Annotated in this window: 19 protein-coding genes; 13 read left to right on the top strand and 6 right to left on the bottom strand. The window is 35.8% G+C overall.

Annotation, left to right across the window (positions count from 1 at the left end; all coding sequences use genetic code 11):
* Positions 1 to 14: 14 nt before the first annotated feature.
* Together MM213_RS14805 and cysS are read right to left on the bottom strand one after the other, a co-directional pair.
* A complete protein-coding gene (locus tag MM213_RS14805; protein ID WP_241413501.1) occupies positions 15 to 995 on the bottom strand; it encodes a M28 family peptidase in 981 nt (326 codons plus the stop codon).
* On the bottom strand, positions 985 to 2,481 hold the full coding sequence (gene cysS / locus MM213_RS14800) for a cysteine--tRNA ligase (protein ID WP_241413499.1): 1,497 nt from the start codon (positions 2,479 to 2,481) through the stop codon (positions 985 to 987). Before cysS ends, MM213_RS14805 begins: the two co-directional genes overlap by 11 nt.
* Positions 2,482 to 2,721: 240 nt before the next feature.
* On the opposite strand from cysS, the gene MM213_RS14795 reads away from it, so the two are divergent.
* Together MM213_RS14795 and MM213_RS14790 are read left to right on the top strand one after the other, a co-directional pair.
* Positions 2,722 to 2,934 carry a hypothetical protein gene (locus MM213_RS14795; protein WP_241413497.1) on the top strand — a complete coding sequence of 71 codons (213 nt, stop codon included), beginning with the start codon at positions 2,722 to 2,724 and terminating at the stop codon, positions 2,932 to 2,934.
* Positions 2,924 to 3,262 (top strand): type II toxin-antitoxin system RelE/ParE family toxin, encoded by a 339-nt coding sequence (locus MM213_RS14790; RefSeq protein WP_241413495.1) that lies wholly within the window; start codon positions 2,924 to 2,926, stop codon positions 3,260 to 3,262. Before MM213_RS14795 ends, MM213_RS14790 begins: the two co-directional genes overlap by 11 nt.
* 53 nt (positions 3,263 to 3,315) lie before the next feature.
* Here MM213_RS14790 and purH read toward each other — a convergent pair whose 3' ends face one another.
* Both purH and purN read right to left on the bottom strand, forming a co-directional pair.
* The gene (gene purH / locus MM213_RS14785; RefSeq protein WP_241413493.1) at positions 3,316 to 4,842 is read right to left on the bottom strand and encodes a bifunctional phosphoribosylaminoimidazolecarboxamide formyltransferase/IMP cyclohydrolase; all 1,527 of its coding nucleotides are present in this window, start codon (positions 4,840 to 4,842) and stop codon (positions 3,316 to 3,318) included.
* 107 nt (positions 4,843 to 4,949) lie between these two features.
* The gene (gene purN, locus MM213_RS14780; RefSeq protein WP_241413489.1) at positions 4,950 to 5,507 is read right to left on the bottom strand and encodes a phosphoribosylglycinamide formyltransferase; all 558 of its coding nucleotides are present in this window, start codon (positions 5,505 to 5,507) and stop codon (positions 4,950 to 4,952) included.
* 151 nt (positions 5,508 to 5,658) lie between these two features.
* On the opposite strand from purN, the gene MM213_RS14775 reads away from it, so the two are divergent.
* Positions 5,659 to 6,435, top strand: a complete 777-nt coding sequence (locus MM213_RS14775) for a prohibitin family protein (protein WP_241413487.1) — start codon at positions 5,659 to 5,661, stop codon at positions 6,433 to 6,435.
* A gap of 332 nt (positions 6,436 to 6,767) precedes the next feature.
* Here MM213_RS14775 and MM213_RS14770 read toward each other — a convergent pair whose 3' ends face one another.
* On the bottom strand, positions 6,768 to 7,625 hold the full coding sequence (locus MM213_RS14770) for a geranylgeranylglycerol-phosphate geranylgeranyltransferase (RefSeq protein ID WP_241413485.1): 858 nt from the start codon (positions 7,623 to 7,625) through the stop codon (positions 6,768 to 6,770).
* A gap of 149 nt (positions 7,626 to 7,774) precedes the next feature.
* Between MM213_RS14770 and MM213_RS14765 the strand changes: the two genes are divergently transcribed.
* The 8 genes from MM213_RS14765 (at position 7,775) to tnpA (ending at position 13,205) form a co-directional block, all read left to right on the top strand.
* Positions 7,775 to 8,119: a PadR family transcriptional regulator gene (locus MM213_RS14765; RefSeq protein ID WP_241274144.1), complete on the top strand. Its 345-nt coding sequence runs from the start codon at positions 7,775 to 7,777 to the stop codon at positions 8,117 to 8,119.
* A gap of 119 nt (positions 8,120 to 8,238) precedes the next feature.
* Entirely contained in the window at positions 8,239 to 8,922 is a 684-nt protein-coding gene (locus MM213_RS14760) for a hypothetical protein (RefSeq protein WP_241413483.1), read from the top strand.
* A gap of 13 nt (positions 8,923 to 8,935) precedes the next feature.
* Positions 8,936 to 9,631 carry a hypothetical protein gene (locus tag MM213_RS14755; protein WP_241413479.1) on the top strand — a complete coding sequence of 232 codons (696 nt, stop codon included), beginning with the start codon at positions 8,936 to 8,938 and terminating at the stop codon, positions 9,629 to 9,631.
* On the top strand, positions 9,628 to 10,296 hold the full coding sequence (locus tag MM213_RS14750; protein WP_241413477.1) for a hypothetical protein: 669 nt from the start codon (positions 9,628 to 9,630) through the stop codon (positions 10,294 to 10,296). The genes MM213_RS14755 and MM213_RS14750 overlap by 4 nt, the downstream gene beginning before the upstream one ends.
* Positions 10,293 to 10,982 carry a hypothetical protein gene (locus MM213_RS14745; protein ID WP_241413475.1) on the top strand — a complete coding sequence of 230 codons (690 nt, stop codon included), beginning with the start codon at positions 10,293 to 10,295 and terminating at the stop codon, positions 10,980 to 10,982. Before MM213_RS14750 ends, MM213_RS14745 begins: the two co-directional genes overlap by 4 nt.
* A complete protein-coding gene (locus MM213_RS14740) occupies positions 10,969 to 11,658 on the top strand; it encodes a hypothetical protein (protein WP_241413473.1) in 690 nt (229 codons plus the stop codon). Before MM213_RS14745 ends, MM213_RS14740 begins: the two co-directional genes overlap by 14 nt.
* A 20-nt stretch (positions 11,659 to 11,678) precedes the next feature.
* Entirely contained in the window at positions 11,679 to 12,371 is a 693-nt protein-coding gene (locus tag MM213_RS14735; protein ID WP_241413471.1) for a hypothetical protein, read from the top strand.
* A 372-nt stretch (positions 12,372 to 12,743) separates the two neighbouring features.
* The gene (tnpA, locus tag MM213_RS14730; RefSeq protein WP_241413470.1) at positions 12,744 to 13,205 is read left to right on the top strand and encodes an IS200/IS605 family transposase; all 462 of its coding nucleotides are present in this window, start codon (positions 12,744 to 12,746) and stop codon (positions 13,203 to 13,205) included.
* 600 nt (positions 13,206 to 13,805) lie between these two features.
* On the opposite strand, the gene MM213_RS14725 is transcribed toward tnpA, so the two are convergent.
* Positions 13,806 to 14,372 (bottom strand): septal ring lytic transglycosylase RlpA family protein, encoded by a 567-nt coding sequence (locus tag MM213_RS14725; RefSeq protein ID WP_241413467.1) that lies wholly within the window; start codon positions 14,370 to 14,372, stop codon positions 13,806 to 13,808.
* A 339-nt stretch (positions 14,373 to 14,711) separates the two neighbouring features.
* Here MM213_RS14725 and MM213_RS14720 point away from each other — a divergent pair, with 339 nt between their 5' ends.
* Positions 14,712 to 14,936, top strand: coding sequence for a hypothetical protein (locus MM213_RS14720; RefSeq protein WP_241413466.1), 225 nt, complete (start codon positions 14,712 to 14,714; stop codon positions 14,934 to 14,936).
* 3 nt (positions 14,937 to 14,939) lie between these two features.
* Positions 14,940 to 15,725, top strand: a complete 786-nt coding sequence (locus MM213_RS14715) for a hypothetical protein (RefSeq protein WP_241413464.1) — start codon at positions 14,940 to 14,942, stop codon at positions 15,723 to 15,725.
* Positions 15,726 to 15,858: the final 133 nt, after the last annotated feature.

The following is a 15,858-nucleotide window of genomic DNA, read 5'->3' as shown; positions in this document are numbered from 1 at the left end:
ATAGTTTAGTTAAATTACTCCTGATAAATTGTAAATAAGACAGTATGTCCAACAGCCTTCAAAGTCCTTCTGTCTATCAAATCCATATTGTCATCATGCGTATGATGATACCTCCCAAAACCTATTTCAGGAGAGAACTCAATAATATCAATCATCGGTATCCCAGCATTTTTATTGACAAAGTAATGGTCGTCAGTGATTTCTCCTGCATCTTTGAGGATGAAGTAGTCCGAATATCCCAATTCTATTCCATAATTCCATACCTTGTTGACTATGTTTCTTGCAAAGTACATAGAATATCCCTCTCTATAGAATCTAGCTCCTTTTCCACCTACCATATCCAGAAGGATCCCATAATAGGCTTTGTAACCACTTTGATGTGGAGATTTAGACCAATATTGTGACCCTAGACACCACCAAATCTGAGAATTATCTCTCCTAGTAGCATGCTCAGGTTCGCCATCATCTTCTCCATCAAATAGAATAAAATCCACTCCTACATCGGCTTTCAATTCAGAAGTAGATAAAATTCTAGCCAACTCTAATGCTACTCCAACACCTGACCCACCGTCATTCGCTCCGTCTATTGGTTCGTCTATTCTCTGCGTATCTTTATCTGCAATTCTTCGTGTGTCCCAATGTGCCGAAATCATGATTCTCTTTTGAGCAGTTGGATTATACGAGGCTATGATATTTGTCAAATCCCAAGTAAGTCCATCATATGTTTTTGCTTGGAATTCCTGTGTTTGCACATCCAATCCAAACTCTTCAAATTTTGATATTATCCATTCTTTTGTCTGCTCATGGCTAGAAGTCATTGGGACTCTAGGTCCAAAATCAACCTGCTTTTGAATATAATAAAACGCTGAGTCTGCATTGAATTCAGGAACATCTTTATAGACATTTTGTTCGGCTTCTTGTTTCGAAGTTGTCTTCGAGTCACATGCCCATACAGTTACGACCAGAAATAGGACGAACAATATTTTACTCTTCATAAGCCCAGTCTATTTTATCTTTCATGTCTTTGACAATAATCCCCATTTCTTTTAATGCACCTCTTATCTCGTCAACTTTACTATAATTCTTCGCCAATTTCGCGTCAGCATAAATTTTTAGCAACACGTTTAGCAAGCCTTCTTGATGATCTGGCTTTTCTTCTTTAAGACCCAATATCTCTTCGACAAATACAACAAATGTATTAATCATTTTCTCAAAAACTTCCTTTCCCAAATGTGAAGCATTCAATTGCCCTGTATAAATGGAGTTAATTTTCTTGAGAAGATTGAACAAATGACCGATCGCCTGTGCAGTATTGAAATCATCATCCATAGCCCTGTAGGCATTCGTGATAATCTGCTCTACCTGCTGAGCTTGTTTTTCATCAATTTCTTCATTTTGGTCCACTTCAAAAACCAAACCTTTTGCAATTCTCAATCCATTGATGATCTTTTTGTAGCCTTTTTGAGCCGCTCTGAGTGCATCATTAGAGAAATCCAAGGTTGACCTGTAATGTGCCGTCAAGATAAAGTAACGAATGGTCATTGGGCTATAAGCCTGTTCCAACAGATCATGCTCACCTGTAAACAACTCTTGAAGGGTAATAAAGTTCCCCAAAGACTTGCCCATTTTTTGGCCATTGATCGTGATCATATTGTTGTGCATCCAATATTTGGCTGGGTCTTGATGGTTGCAAGCATTTCCCTGTGCAATCTCACATTCATGATGTGGAAACATCAAATCCATTCCTCCGCCGTGAATATCGAATTGCTTTCCAAGGTACTTGGAACTCATCGCTGTACATTCCAAATGCCAACCTGGAAATCCCACTCCCCAAGGAGACTCCCATTTCATCAAATGTTCTGGAGCAGCATTCTTCCACAAGGCAAAATCTACCGCATTTCTTTTTTCAGACTGTCCATCAAGATCTCTACTTCCCGAAATCAACTCCTCCAATACCCTGCCTGACAATTTTCCATACTTCTGCGTTTCGTTGTATTTCAAAACATCAAAATACACAGAACCATTTACTTCATAGGCAAGTCCTTCCTGCATGATTGCCTGTACTAATGCGATCTGCTCAGGGATATGTCCGGTGGCTCTTGGTTCTATGCTAGGCTTGATGGTATTCAAAGCCAACATATCCCTATGGTATGAATCTGTATATTGCTGAGCGACTTCCATTGGCTCCAGCTGTTCGAGTTTTGCTTTTTTTGCGATTTTATCTTCACCTTCGTCAGCATCACCTTGCAAGTGACCTACATCAGTAATGTTTCTGACATACCGTACTTTCATGCCCAGATGAGTCAAGTATCTGTTGACTGTATCAAAAGTGATTGCGGGTCTTCCGTGTCCTAAATGAGCATCACCATAGACAGTAGGCCCACATACATACATCCCTACAAAGGGTGGACTTAATGGTTCAAAAATCTCCTTTGTCCTAGAAAGGGTATTATATATTTTAAGTTGGGAATTTTGTTTCATAATTATCATCTTGCTTACGATCCTAAAATCGGACCAAATAAATCAAGTTATTGAATAAGCCTGCAAATTAGGATATAGATTCCAAACTAGATTAAAATCTAACGTATTTTTAACATAGTCCATAACATATGCAATCAATTTATATAAATTATTATTGTGATTTGAACCGAACAATTTTGATCAATGTTTCCAAAATAAAATGAAAAGTATATCTTTAGACATAAAAATCTCTAGTCAAATATGAAACGAGTTACAATTTATACAACTGATGAAAATTTTAGTCACTTTATTGAATTGGCAAAGAATTTAGAATATGTAAAAAAAATTGAGACAGATGAAAACTCTGACGAAATTATTCTTGCTAATATAGAAGCAGGATTGAAGGAAATTGCTTTATACAAAAAAGGAAAACTTAAATTAACTTCTGCAAAAGATTTTCTTAATGAAATTTGATGTTGAATTATCCGAAAACTTCAAAAAAGAAGCAAAAAAGCTTCTAAAGAAATACCCATCTTTAAAAAATGAACTGGCTAAACTTTTTAAAGAGTTAGAAACTAATCCAAAATTAGGCACATCTCTTGGAGATGGTATTTTCAAAATACGGATTGCAATAGGATCAAAAAACAAAGGGAAATCTGGAGGAGCGAGAGTCTTATCTTTTGTCCAAGTAATCTCAGATAAGGTTTTGCTTTTTTCAATTTATTCTAAGGGTGAAATCAACAATATAACCGATAAACAAATACGAAATTTAATCAAAGAGCATAAAGAACAAAAGGCCTGAACATTAATTTGTCCAGACCTTTTTGATTCAATTACATTTATTTTTTAGCTCAATCAATGCTTGAAATGCCTCACACCTGTCATCACCATACTCATGCCGTGTACATCACAGAAATCCACAGAATCCTGATCTTTAATAGATCCGCCTGGCTGAACTACTGCTGAAATCCCTTCTTTTGAGGCTATTTCTACGCAGTCAGGGAATGGGAAAAAAGCATCTGAAGCCATTACCGCACCTTTCAGTTCGAACCCGAAGGATTTGGCTTTTTCAATCGCTTGCCTCAAAGCATCTACACGAGAGGTCTGACCAACACCTGATGCAAATAATTGATTGCTGTTGCTCAGGATAATCGTGTTTGACTTGGTATGCTTACATATTTTTGCAGCGAACACCAATGCATCTTGCTCCTCTTCTGAAGGAGACACTTTGGTGACAACTTTAAAATCCGCCTTTGTTTCAGTTTGCAAATCTTTATCTTGCTCAATTATACCATTGAGCAAGGTTTTGATTTGTTTTGTGCCTTCTATCTGGATTTTTTGCTTTAATAAAATTCTGTTTTTCTTTCCTTTCAACAAAGCCAAAGCATCCTCATCAAATGAAGGAGCTATCAGGACTTCGAAGAAAAGGCTATGCATTTCTTCAGCTGCTGCCAAATCAACATTTTTGTTGGTAATCAATACTCCTCCAAATGCAGAAGTAGTATCAGCTGCAAAAGCCTTTTGATACGCTTCTTTCACAGAATCAGCAAGTGCTACTCCGCAAGCATTGGTATGCTTCAAAATCGCAAAAGCCGTCTCTTCTTTGAATTCAGCAATCAAAGCTACCGCTGCATCCACATCCACAAGGTTATTGTAAGACAATTCCTTGCCATTCAACTGATCGAACAACTCCTCCAAATCCCCATAAAAATGTGCTGCTTGATGCGGATTTTCTCCATATCTCAATGCTTTTGCTTTGATTTCGGATACTTTCAGAGCCGGAATAGCTTCTGTTCTGTTGAAGTAATTGAAAATATGCGTATCATAGTTTGACGAAACTTGGAAAGCCTGTGCCGCAAAATATCTTCTATCTTCCAAAGTAGTCGCACCATCTTGCGCTTTCAATCTTTCTTCCAACTCACCATATTGTGCTTTTGAAGCAATGATCGTAACATCCTTAAAATTCTTGGCAGCAGCTCGGATCAAAGAAATCCCTCCAATATCTATTTTCTCTATAATATCACTTTCTTCCGCTCCCGAAGCTACAGTCTCTTCAAAAGGATAAAGATCCACGATTACCAAATCGATTGCAGGAATGTCGAATTCTGATGCTTGGGAAATATCCCCTTCGTGATCTCTTCTATGAAGAATACCACCAAAAATCTTTGGATGCAAAGTTTTTACCCTACCTCCAAATATCGATGGATACCCTGTCAGTTCTTCAACAGGTATTACTTCAGCACCTTGTTCTTCAATAAACTTCTGAGTGCCTCCTGTAGAGTAGATTTTCACTCCTTGAGCTTTGAGCTGGGCGATGATAGGTTCAAGATTGTCTTTGTAAAAGACTGAAATTAGAGCGGATTGGATTTTTTTGTTTGCCATAATGAATTAGCTAAAAACACACTTAGACTAAATAGTCCAATTGCATTCTATAGCATATATAGTGATTGGAATTTTTTTCAAGTTGCAAAGGTAGGAAAACCAAGGGATTAAAGCAGGCTTTCTATGACATTTGGAAAGTATTTATGTTCCAGTGCATGAACTTTATTCGCTATATCTTCTGGTGTATCAGTCTCCAAAACCTCAACACCAGCCTGAAATATCACTTTCCCCTCGTCATAATTTTCATTTACCAAATGAATCGTAATACCAGTTTCTGAATCCGAAGCATTCTTCACTGCTTGATGTACATACATACCATACATCCCTTTCCCACCATATTTTGGGAGTAAAGCGGGATGAATGTTTACAATCCTTTCCGGAAATGCCTTGATCAACCCTTGTGGAATTTTCAATAAGAACCCCGCCAACACCACAAAATCAACTTCTAAGCCTGACAGCATTCTGGTAAGTAAACCTTCCTCCAAATCTGACCTGTTAAAAATGAAAGTTGGAACGCTGAATTTTTTGGCTCGCTCAAGTACGTAAGCTTCTTTTTTGTTTGAAGCTACTAGTACAATCTGCGCTTTTTCCGAATCCTGAAAATACTCCATTATTTTCTCGGCGTTGGATCCACTTCCTGAGGCTAGAATTGCGATTTTTTTCACTGCTTGGGCTTTAATTATTTGAAAAAACAAAAATAAAGAAATAGAAATGAAATCAATGTTCTTTTCAAGAATTAAGAAACACAAGTGAAAAAGACATAACCTTTGGTAGTATTTGGTACGTTAAGAAATTTGTATCTTAAATTAAATTATTATGAAAAAATTCTTTTTGTTCTCCATCATTGCTGGGCTGATTGCGTCCTGCACAGTTGTAAGACAAGGCGAAGTCGGTGTAAAAAGAAAATTTGGTAAACTCAACCAAAATATATCCGATGCAGGACTTGTTGGTTTTAACCCTTTTACAACAACAGTCATCAAAGTCCCTATTCGAACAGTAAATCAAGAGGTGAAATTAAATCTACCAAGTAAAGAAGGCTTGACGATAGAATCTGAGATCTCTATATTATACAACATTGAGAAAGACAAAGTACCATTCATTCTTGAAGATGTTGGGGAGAATTATGAAAGGGTTCTGATCATGAACGTTTTCAGATCTGCAGCAGCTGATGTCACAGCGCAATACATGGCCAAAGACATGCACTCGGGTATGCGTGGACAGATAGAAAACCAAATACTGGATAGAATGCATGAATCATTGCGGGAAAGAGGGTTTATCATCGAAAGAGTACTGATGAAAAGCATCAAATTACCAGCTGAGCTAAGTAGAGCTATTGAGAGAAAACTGCAAGCTGAACAAGAGGCTCAGCAAATGGAGTACGTTCTTGACAGGGAAAGAAAAGAAGCTGAAAGAAGACGAATAGAAGCAGAAGGCACAAGAGATGCACAGAAGATCTTAGCAGAAGGCTTAGTCCGTGAGATCATAGAATTGAGAAGTATCGAAGCTTTCAGAGAACTGGCAAACTCTCCAAATACAAAAATCATTATTACTGATGGCAAGACTCCTTACCTGATCAATAGTCAGAAGGATTAGATAATTTAACTTAAAAAAAGACAGGTCTTTGTAGAGATTCCACTACAAAGGCCTGCTTTTTTTTGTGGGATTATCCGATATAATAGATTTTTTAAGAAAGAGTAAATAGTTGATTTAGAATCAACTTTCAACAAATCTTCAGAGGAAAATAAGTGAAACATAGAGGAAACATTTACATTGAAATGATTATAAAATTTCATCAAAAAAAAGATAGTTAGATAAAATCTTAAATTTCACCTCTTACGCTTAACGGTAAAAAACTGTAATAGCATTAAACTGGTAAAACTTCCTTTTCATCTGCAACCATCCCCTACATCCACACAATATAGGTTTTATAACAACCCCATGCTGATAATCCCAGTAAGCATCAGCAGCTTTGACAGAATACTCAATTGGGTAAAATGAGCTTTTCTGTCTGCCTCATATATTTTATACATAAACAAGAAAAAGAGAAAACTTAACCCACCAAAATAATAAAAAAGTGATGCATTGTTGATTTTGAACGTGACAATGAGAATTGCACAGACAAAAGCGATTGCAATAAAGAAAATCACTCTTTTGGTATTCCTAAAGCCAATTACAATCGGAAGTGTTTGACAACCATGTTTCCTATCTCCTTGTCTATCTTCTATATCTTTTATGATTTCCCTGATTAAGTTGATAAAAAAAGCAAAAATAGCATACGTCAATACCAATAATTCAGACTTTTGATAATAGTAACCTATCACCCAAATAGCTGTACCTGTGAGCAAAGCAACAACAAAATTCCCCACAAAAGGCAACCTTTTTAGTAAATTGCTATACAACCAAAGCAAAAATGCAGCAATAAAGAATATTACCCCAATCCTTGGACTTACTACCCATGCGATTGCTATGCCTGTAAAATTGAGTATTGAGTGAAAGAAAATTGCAACCCTTCTCCTTAAACCTTTTCCAATAATCACTTCATCAGGCTTATTGATATAATCAATTTTCACATCATAATAATCATTGATCATGTACCCTGCAGCTGTTAAAATCACAGTGGCCAAAATCAATAAATACAAATCTATATCCTGGAGCACAGGCACTCCAAACCGATCAGTTTCGACCAAAAAATATGCCGTCATCATTTGTGCAAAAACAACAATCACCAAATTTACAGGCCTACTGATCTTAAATAAACTCCAAAAAGAAAAAGACTTAGCCATGTATTAGAAATTGAAATACAAAAGTACAACAAGAAATTGGCATTGAAAGAGAGGTGAAGCCTTTTGATTTTAAAATTACTTTTTATACCCAACTTTCTTATGTATATAATTTTTTTATATATTTGAGTTACTGATGTATCAAAATCATTATGTCCAACAACAACTTAATCAAAGGAAGCCTTCAAACCATCATCCTTAAACTTCTTGAGGAAAATGATAAAATGTATGGCTATGAAATAACCCAAAGGGTCAAAGAACTTACCGAAGGTGAAATTAAAATTACCGAAGGAGCCCTCTACCCTGCCCTGCACAAGCTAGAAGCAGAAGGAATGCTGACCACAGAAATCCAACAAGTGGATAACAGGGTTAGGAAATACTATAGCCTTACCAAGGACGGTCAAAAGGAAGTCAGCGCCAAGATGTCAGAACTACAAAGCTTCGTGGGCAATCTCCAAAGAATACTAGACCCAGAATGGAAACCGGGCTTGGCTTGATTCCAAACCTTTGGGGCATTAAAAACACCGAAGGTTTAAAACAAGAAAATAGTATAAATACCATCACAAACCTTAAAACCTTCAAGGTCTAAAAAAGACCTCAAAGGTTAATCGGAAATATGCGTCAACTTACAGAAATAGAACTACAGGAAATCAGGAGAAGCATTATGAGGAAAGAAATTTCCTCAGCTGAGATTCTTATGGAGATTTATGATCACTATATCAGTCATTTACAAGAATTTTCTGAAGATAATTTCAATGAACAACTTGTTGAACTGGATGAAAAGTTCACTTATGGATATTGTCATGCATTGCAGTATAAATTCAATAAAAAAGCCAAAGAAGATATTCACCAAACACAATGGATGGTGATTAGAAAATACTTTTGTACATCAAGATGGTTCTATTTAGCAGGGATAATGGCTTTGGCATTTTATGTAGCTACTCAAGCAAGAAGTGAAAAAGAATTGGGAGTTCTTTTGTTATCCCCCATGATTCTATTGCTGATAGCTAACATTTCCTTCGGATATCAAAATTTCAGGAAGCTTAGACCTATCAAAAAAACATTTAAAAACATAGGAATCCCGATCAATTCTTCTTTGGCGCTACCAATCACTGAACGCATGTATTTTCCCATTTTGATGGCGCAACTTTTTGTCTATGTTCCAAAATTAATTTTCTCCCAAATTGATTTATTCCCCTATTTACCCGCTGGAGCGGCTATGATCACAATATTGCTTACACTTTATACAGTTTCATTATTGGAAGTCTGGAAAATAAAATCAAAAACTGCATTGGTATAAAAAATAGTAGCAATTGAATATAAATATGCGTCAACTAACCAATATAGAACTCCAAGAAATCCGAGAAAGCATCAAAAAAAAAGTGCTTTATTCGGCAGAAATAATAATGGAAATCTATGACCATTATGTGAGCCATTTGCAAAATTACTCTGAAGACCAGTTTAACGAACAGCTAATTAAATTGGATCAAAAATTCACTTATTCTTATTGTCATTCCATGCAGTCTCAATTCAATAAAAATATAAACATCGGTTTAGGAAAAACCCAATGGATGGTTATTAAAAAATATTTCTGTACTTCAAGATGGCTTTACTTTGCAGGCATTTTAGCAGTGGTGCTTTTTATATCGACCCAAGCAAGGAGTGAACAGGAAATAAAATTTCTTTTATTTCCTCCTTTGGCCCTACTTTTATCAATGAATCTTGCATTAGGGTATCAGTGGTTGAAGAGAATCTTACCTATCAAAAAATCTTTTAAAGGAAATGGAGTGACTATTAAGTCCTCTTTTATGACTCCTCTTTCTTTCCGCTTGCATATGCCATTAACATTGACAAATATGATGATCTATTTTCCTAAAATACTCTTTGACGATTATGGTTCCTTCTTATTCATACCTGCTGCAGCAGCTATTATAACAGTATTGTTTTTATTCTATGCAATTACACTCATGGAGGTCTGGAAAATCAAATCTAAAACTGCATTGGTATGAGAACCCTTACTGAAATAGAAATCCAAACCATCAAAGACAGGTTAGACAGCTTAAATTTGTCTTATTTAGAAATCTACAATGAACTTTTGGATCATTATGTCACGGCATTAGAACAAGTAGAACCAGAAGAATTTGATCCCAGAAAAGAATTATTGGATGAGGAATTCGCTTGGTCAGTGGTAAGAGAAATGGAAAAACAGCTGCTGAACTCAGTCAGCAGTGAGTTAAAAAATTCTCAATTAGAATCACTAAAATTCTGGAAAATGGATTTTTGGAGAGTTTTTGGGATTTTCACTTACACAGTTTTATTGATTGTTGTTTATAAAACGATAAGCCTTGATGTGATGATGGTTTTTTCTTTTTTGCCAGCATTAGGGATTATGATAGTCTTACTTTATCATTCAGGAAATTATTTTTGGTTTTCTTTCAATCCAAGTTATTTCAGACCTAGAAATGTAATCTTACAGGCAGCTTTAGGAAGATACTGGTTCGTTTTAAATTCGAGTAATTTCTTTTTTTTTATTACATCAATCATATTGAATAACAATGGTTTAGAAAATTGGGCCATGATTCTGATGCTGTTCTACAGCACACTTTTGAATCTCTATGCGCTATCTCTTTATCATTCCATCAATCTCAAAATCTTTAAACTGATCAAGTCATGAATAGATTAGATATAAAGTATTTAGAGGAAAAACTAGCAGAAAGACCTTTCAGGTGGGAAGAGTTATATTTTGAAATTCTTGACCATGTACTTTGCAAATATGAAGCATCAGGAATAAATGATGTCGAGGCATTTTGGGAACAGGAAAAATCAAATTGGAGTTGGCAGAAGATTTACAAATTAAGGTTCTTTCATCATATATCGTTGATTTGGCTTTTCCTTTACACCTTTCTTAAGTCTCTTTTTTCTATTGGACAAGAGGAATTGAAATTCAAAATTCCTATTTTGGTACTGGCTGTTTTTATAGGATTTACATTCTTTGAAAATTCATTTAACATAACAACAGCGCTTATCGTCTTTCTTTGGTTTGGCTTCCCAACAATATTTCAAACATGGATCTATCACAGCCGTGACACTTTGGGTGAAAAATCATTGCTTTTAAGGAAAAAAAGCTATGTAAGTGCAAAAAGAGACGCCATGTGGACTTGCCTTTTAGCATGTTCCGTTTTCTGGCAGATAATATTCGACACAAGCAGAAAAATACTTGATCTTGACGGATACTTCGCAATCACTTATTATCATCCAATAATTTCAAGCATCATTATTTACATGTTTATCCTATCGGCAAGAGCATTTTACACAGTGTACTCTATCCAACTTAAACCTTTTTTATATGGAGCTAACTAAAGACCAAATTGAGCAACTCAAAAAACTGATTTCTTATAAAGGATTCACACAAATCGATGTGCAATATGAAATCTTAGATCATGTAGCCTGCAGAGTTGAAGAATTGATGGAAGAAAATCCGACGCTCGATTTGCCTGATGCTTTTATGAAAGTACATACCTCTTTTGGTAATAAAGGTTTCAATGAACTTGATATATCATATCAAAAAATGATTCGGAAAAGGCACAGAAAATATTTTTGGGAAGAATTGAAAATATTTTTATCTAGCTACAAAGTACTACTTGTACTCGGCATTTTTACGTTGTTTTATAACATCCGTTTTGCATTTGATTCAGCCAATGGATGGGTAGGAGGACTTTTGATGCTGTTTATTGGTTGTGCAATTATTATAGCTGGAATACATTGGAAGAAATTTAAAAAGTACCGAAAATATGCTTCCTTCAATGCCACAGGGAATTTCTTTGCTTTTGTCTCATTTGTTTACCAATTATGTAGCTTTAGCTATATCATGCTAAATAACTCCTTGAAAAACGAAACCATTTGGTCTAACTACGGAGTACTTGCTATTACAGGAATCCTAATGTTGATGTTTTGCTGTTTATTTATCCTTCCAAAAGTATTCGAAAGAACCCAAGCCGATACCGAAAAGCTAATCAAACTTTACCAAATGAATTGAGCCCAGAATCATGAAAATCTATGAAGTTAAATAAAAACCAAATCGACCAACTCAAAAAACTGATTTCTTACAAAGGCTACACAGAAATCGATGTACAATATGAAATCTTAGATCATGTAGCCTGCAGAGTTGAAGAATTGATGGAAGAAAATCCGACACTCAGCTTGCCTGATGCATTTAGAAAAGTCCATGCTTCATTTGGGATTTTTGGGTTTGCGGGATTAGAAGAATCTTACAAAGGTATGATTGAAAAGAGACTGAGAGGATATTATAGGGAGGAACTCAAAAACTTATTGACCAGCTATAGAATTATCTATCCCATGCTTGTTTTGTTGATTTTATTTCAGTCCTCAACTTGGTTTGATGATTCCAAATCATGGATAGCGATGATGATAGGATTTATATTGATCACTTTCTTTACCATTGTCATTCGATACTGGCGCAAACACAAAAAATACAAGTGTTATGCCTCCTACATCGCATCCAAAAATATTTTCCAGTATATCCAATTTGGATTAATGACCTGTACGTATTCTTATATGTTTGTTTATCGCCAAGCAGGGAGTTATGACGGGGTATTTCCATCAGTTTTTCAAAGCATACTTTTGATATGTTTATGTTACTTATTTATTAGCATTTTTATTCTTCCAAGGATTGTAGAGAGAAGTGTGACTGACACAGAAGAATTAATCAATATTTATGGAGAAAACTGATTGACCAACAAAAGAAATCGCCCATGCCTACGGCATTTTTAGAAACTTGCCATCATTTCTATCCACGGTTTGAAAACCGTGGCAATTAATTCGGCCGCTCCTATGGAGCTGTTTCCATGCTACCAAAGCCAAAAGCATGGCTAGTGTATTAACAGAGAATTCTACCCTAGCCCCCTCACAGTGCCGTAGGCACGAACGACATAATAACCGTGGGCTTCAACCCACGGACACTGACCAACCCACGGACCCGCTCCTCAAAGTCCCGTAGGGACGGACGATCTCAAAACTTAAACGTTTAATATCCTACTCAAACTTTTATCATTCAGCTAGCCATGTTAAATTAGTTCATTCTTTAAACCAAAATTCCTATTTATGGCAAATACCTATTCTTCAATTATAATTCAGACAGTTTTTGCGGTAAAGTACAGAAATGCTATGATCCAGAAAGAATGGAAAAATGAATTATTATCAGTAATTGGTAATCTAATAAATGAAACCGAATGTAAAACTTTTATAGTAAATGGCGTTTCAGATCATATACATTGTTTAATTGGCTTAAAACCAAAACATTCAATCTCAACAGTAATGCAATCAGTAAAAGCCAAATCCTCTAAATGGCTCAATGAATCAGATTATCTAAATTGTAGGTTTGAATGGCAAGACGGGTTTGGAGCTTTCTCATACAGCTATGGGCAAATAGACAAAGTTTACAACTATATAAAAAACCAAGAATCTCATCATCAAAAAGTAAGCTTCTTAGATGAATATGAAAAACTCTTGAACAAATACAATGTAGATTTTGATGATAGATACATTTTCAAAAACCTCCAGTAAAATCGCCCATGCCTACGGCATTTTTGGGGACATACTGTCATTTCTATCCACGGTTTGAAAACCGTGGCAATTAATTCGGCCGCTCCTATGGAGCTTTTTAACAGCTACAAAAGCCAAAAACTCAACAATCTCAATACTGCAAAAGTAAGATTCAAAAGTTCCAAACTTTAAGTTCCAGAGGCAAACGAGATATATTAATCAAAGACTTCAATCCATAGATTTGATAGCCTTTTAAACCTTTCCAGTGCCAGAGGCACGTCCGATGTATTAACCGTGGGTTTTAAACCACAGTCACACCTTCACAAAGGTCAGCAGGAATGAACGACATTTCCAAACTCAACAATACATATTGAAAAACATCCATTAGTAGATCTTCAGCTCACAGTGCCAGAGGCACGAACGATATACTAACCGTGGGTTTCAACCTACGAACTCAAAAAGCTCCTGTACCCACAAAGTGCCAAAGGCACGTCCGATGTATTAACCGTGGGTTTCAACCCACGGCCAAGGATCAACCCAAGGACGCGCTCCTAAATGTCCCGTAGGGACGGCCGATAAGCTAAAAGATAGTTTAAAACCTAATCCGTTTGGCAAAAAAAATCACTTCCCTCTAGACAAAACCAAATCTCCTGGCAAGTCCATCATCAACTCCAACAATTCTATAGAAGGCCTAGTAACTTCCAATGGAACTGGGTAGAGCCTTAGTCGGATATCATCTGGTTTGTTTTCATCAAAATACTCCATCAGTGATGCGATAGTCTCTTGATCTGGAACTTCCAGCCTAACACGCACTACTCCATCTCTGATCATTTCTAATTCTCTTGCTGCACCTTTTGATAAATCAATCACTCTTTTGGAATTTGGCGGAAGTCTGTCATTGACCCGCACCCATACTTCCTTTTCATTTTTCAAATTAACGACTCTAAGCATCGTGCCGAATGGAAGATTCTTGTGGGCTGCGGTCAAATGTTCCATGTTGTACACTTCACCATTTGCAGTCTTTCTCAGATGAAATCGGGTTCCATAGTAGCTTGCTACTCCCTCTTGTATCAAAAAAGTGGAATCAATTACCGTATAATTGTTTTCTATCTCCAATTCTTCCACTTGTGCCTGCACAGAAAACACTCCTGTGAGCACAAAAAATAGGAATGTAAATACTTTTTTCATAAGCGCTTGCATGGCAAATCATGTGCCAATTTATGTCATTTATCAAGAACCTCGTTTCCAATGGTTACAAGAAGATTCTGACTTTAAACTCCATTAATATTTAAAAGCTGACGAATTTATAATATTTTCTTGAAAATCACACTACTTACTTTTGATTTATGATCAAAATCCTACACACGGCAGATTGGCACCTAGGAAAAAGATTACAGGATTTTTCCAGAACGGGAGAACAAAATATTCATTTAGCAAAAAAACTAATAACTCCTTTTTATCCCCTTGAAATTTGATTTTACGAGATTAAATTTTTATATACACATTAAACTATTTAACTTCTTTTTTATGAAACATATACACATTACTTCTATTTTGCTTTTCCTATTTTCCAATCAAGGATTCACCCAATCCAACTATTGCTATCCCAACCAAGGGGATGATTTTTGGATGATTGGGGTGCAATACGGCTCCAAGAGACTCTCAGATTGCCACACCCAAGCAACCTACAACTGTCATGGATTTACAAAAGCAATTATGGAAAACGAACAAAGAGTCATCTTAAAGAAATAATCCATGGCTAGATTAATCATTTTCGTACTCTTAGTTTCTTTCTCACATAAGCTATTCGCACAAAATAATAAAACCAATATAGGTAGATTTGAAATTTCTGTAGGTGGTGGAGCACTTATACCTCTTGGGAAGTTTGCCTCAACATCTACAGAAGGATTTGATCAAAAGGTTTTTGAAAAAGGAAGTGATGAACAATTAGATGTTCGATATTTTTCAAAAAAAAACCATGCACATGCCAAACGAGGAGGTGATATAAATTTAGAGGTCAACTTTCTCGCAGGAAGGTTCTGGGTGCATGGTTTATCTTTTGGACAATCTTCAAATGCTATCAATGTAGAATTGGCAAATAAATATTTAAGTAGAAATCAATTTCCTATGGAGGTTAATTTTCACGAAAAATATAAGGTACAAAACTTAGCTTATCTAATAGGTTACAGATTTATTTTAAATAACAAATCAGTTGAATTTCGCCCATTTCAAAAAATAGGATTTTCTCGATTAACATTTCCATTTTACAATTTAGAGAGCGTTGAATGGGAAGGAATAACTGTCATTCACGAAGGAGATCGACCAAGATCAAACAGTCTATATCTTGAGAGTGGTTTATTGACAAGTATATCGTTATCAAAGAAGTTTGATTTAGGATTCAACCTTTCATATCGTTCTGCAGATTTTGACTATATCATGTATCAAAGAATGGTACCTGGTGGATCAACAATATTAATAGTCCCTGATCAAGTAAATTTGCGAGCAATTATGACAGGATTTAGATTGGCGTATAAACTTTAGTTCAAAAAACGTGTTAGCATATCATTTTTTCCAATTGCTTTTGATTATTTATAACGAGACAAATCACCCCAAATTTAAGCCCTAGTCATACCTGTATGCCTGAGACAGAATAGAATTCTTGTCAGCTACAGTC

This window comes from Belliella alkalica (assembly GCF_022549785.1).
Lineage (GTDB): Bacteria > Bacteroidota > Bacteroidia > Cytophagales > Cyclobacteriaceae > Belliella > Belliella alkalica.
The sequence above is the reverse complement of the archived record's forward strand: the minus strand, read 5'-3'. Positions and strand labels throughout refer to the sequence as shown.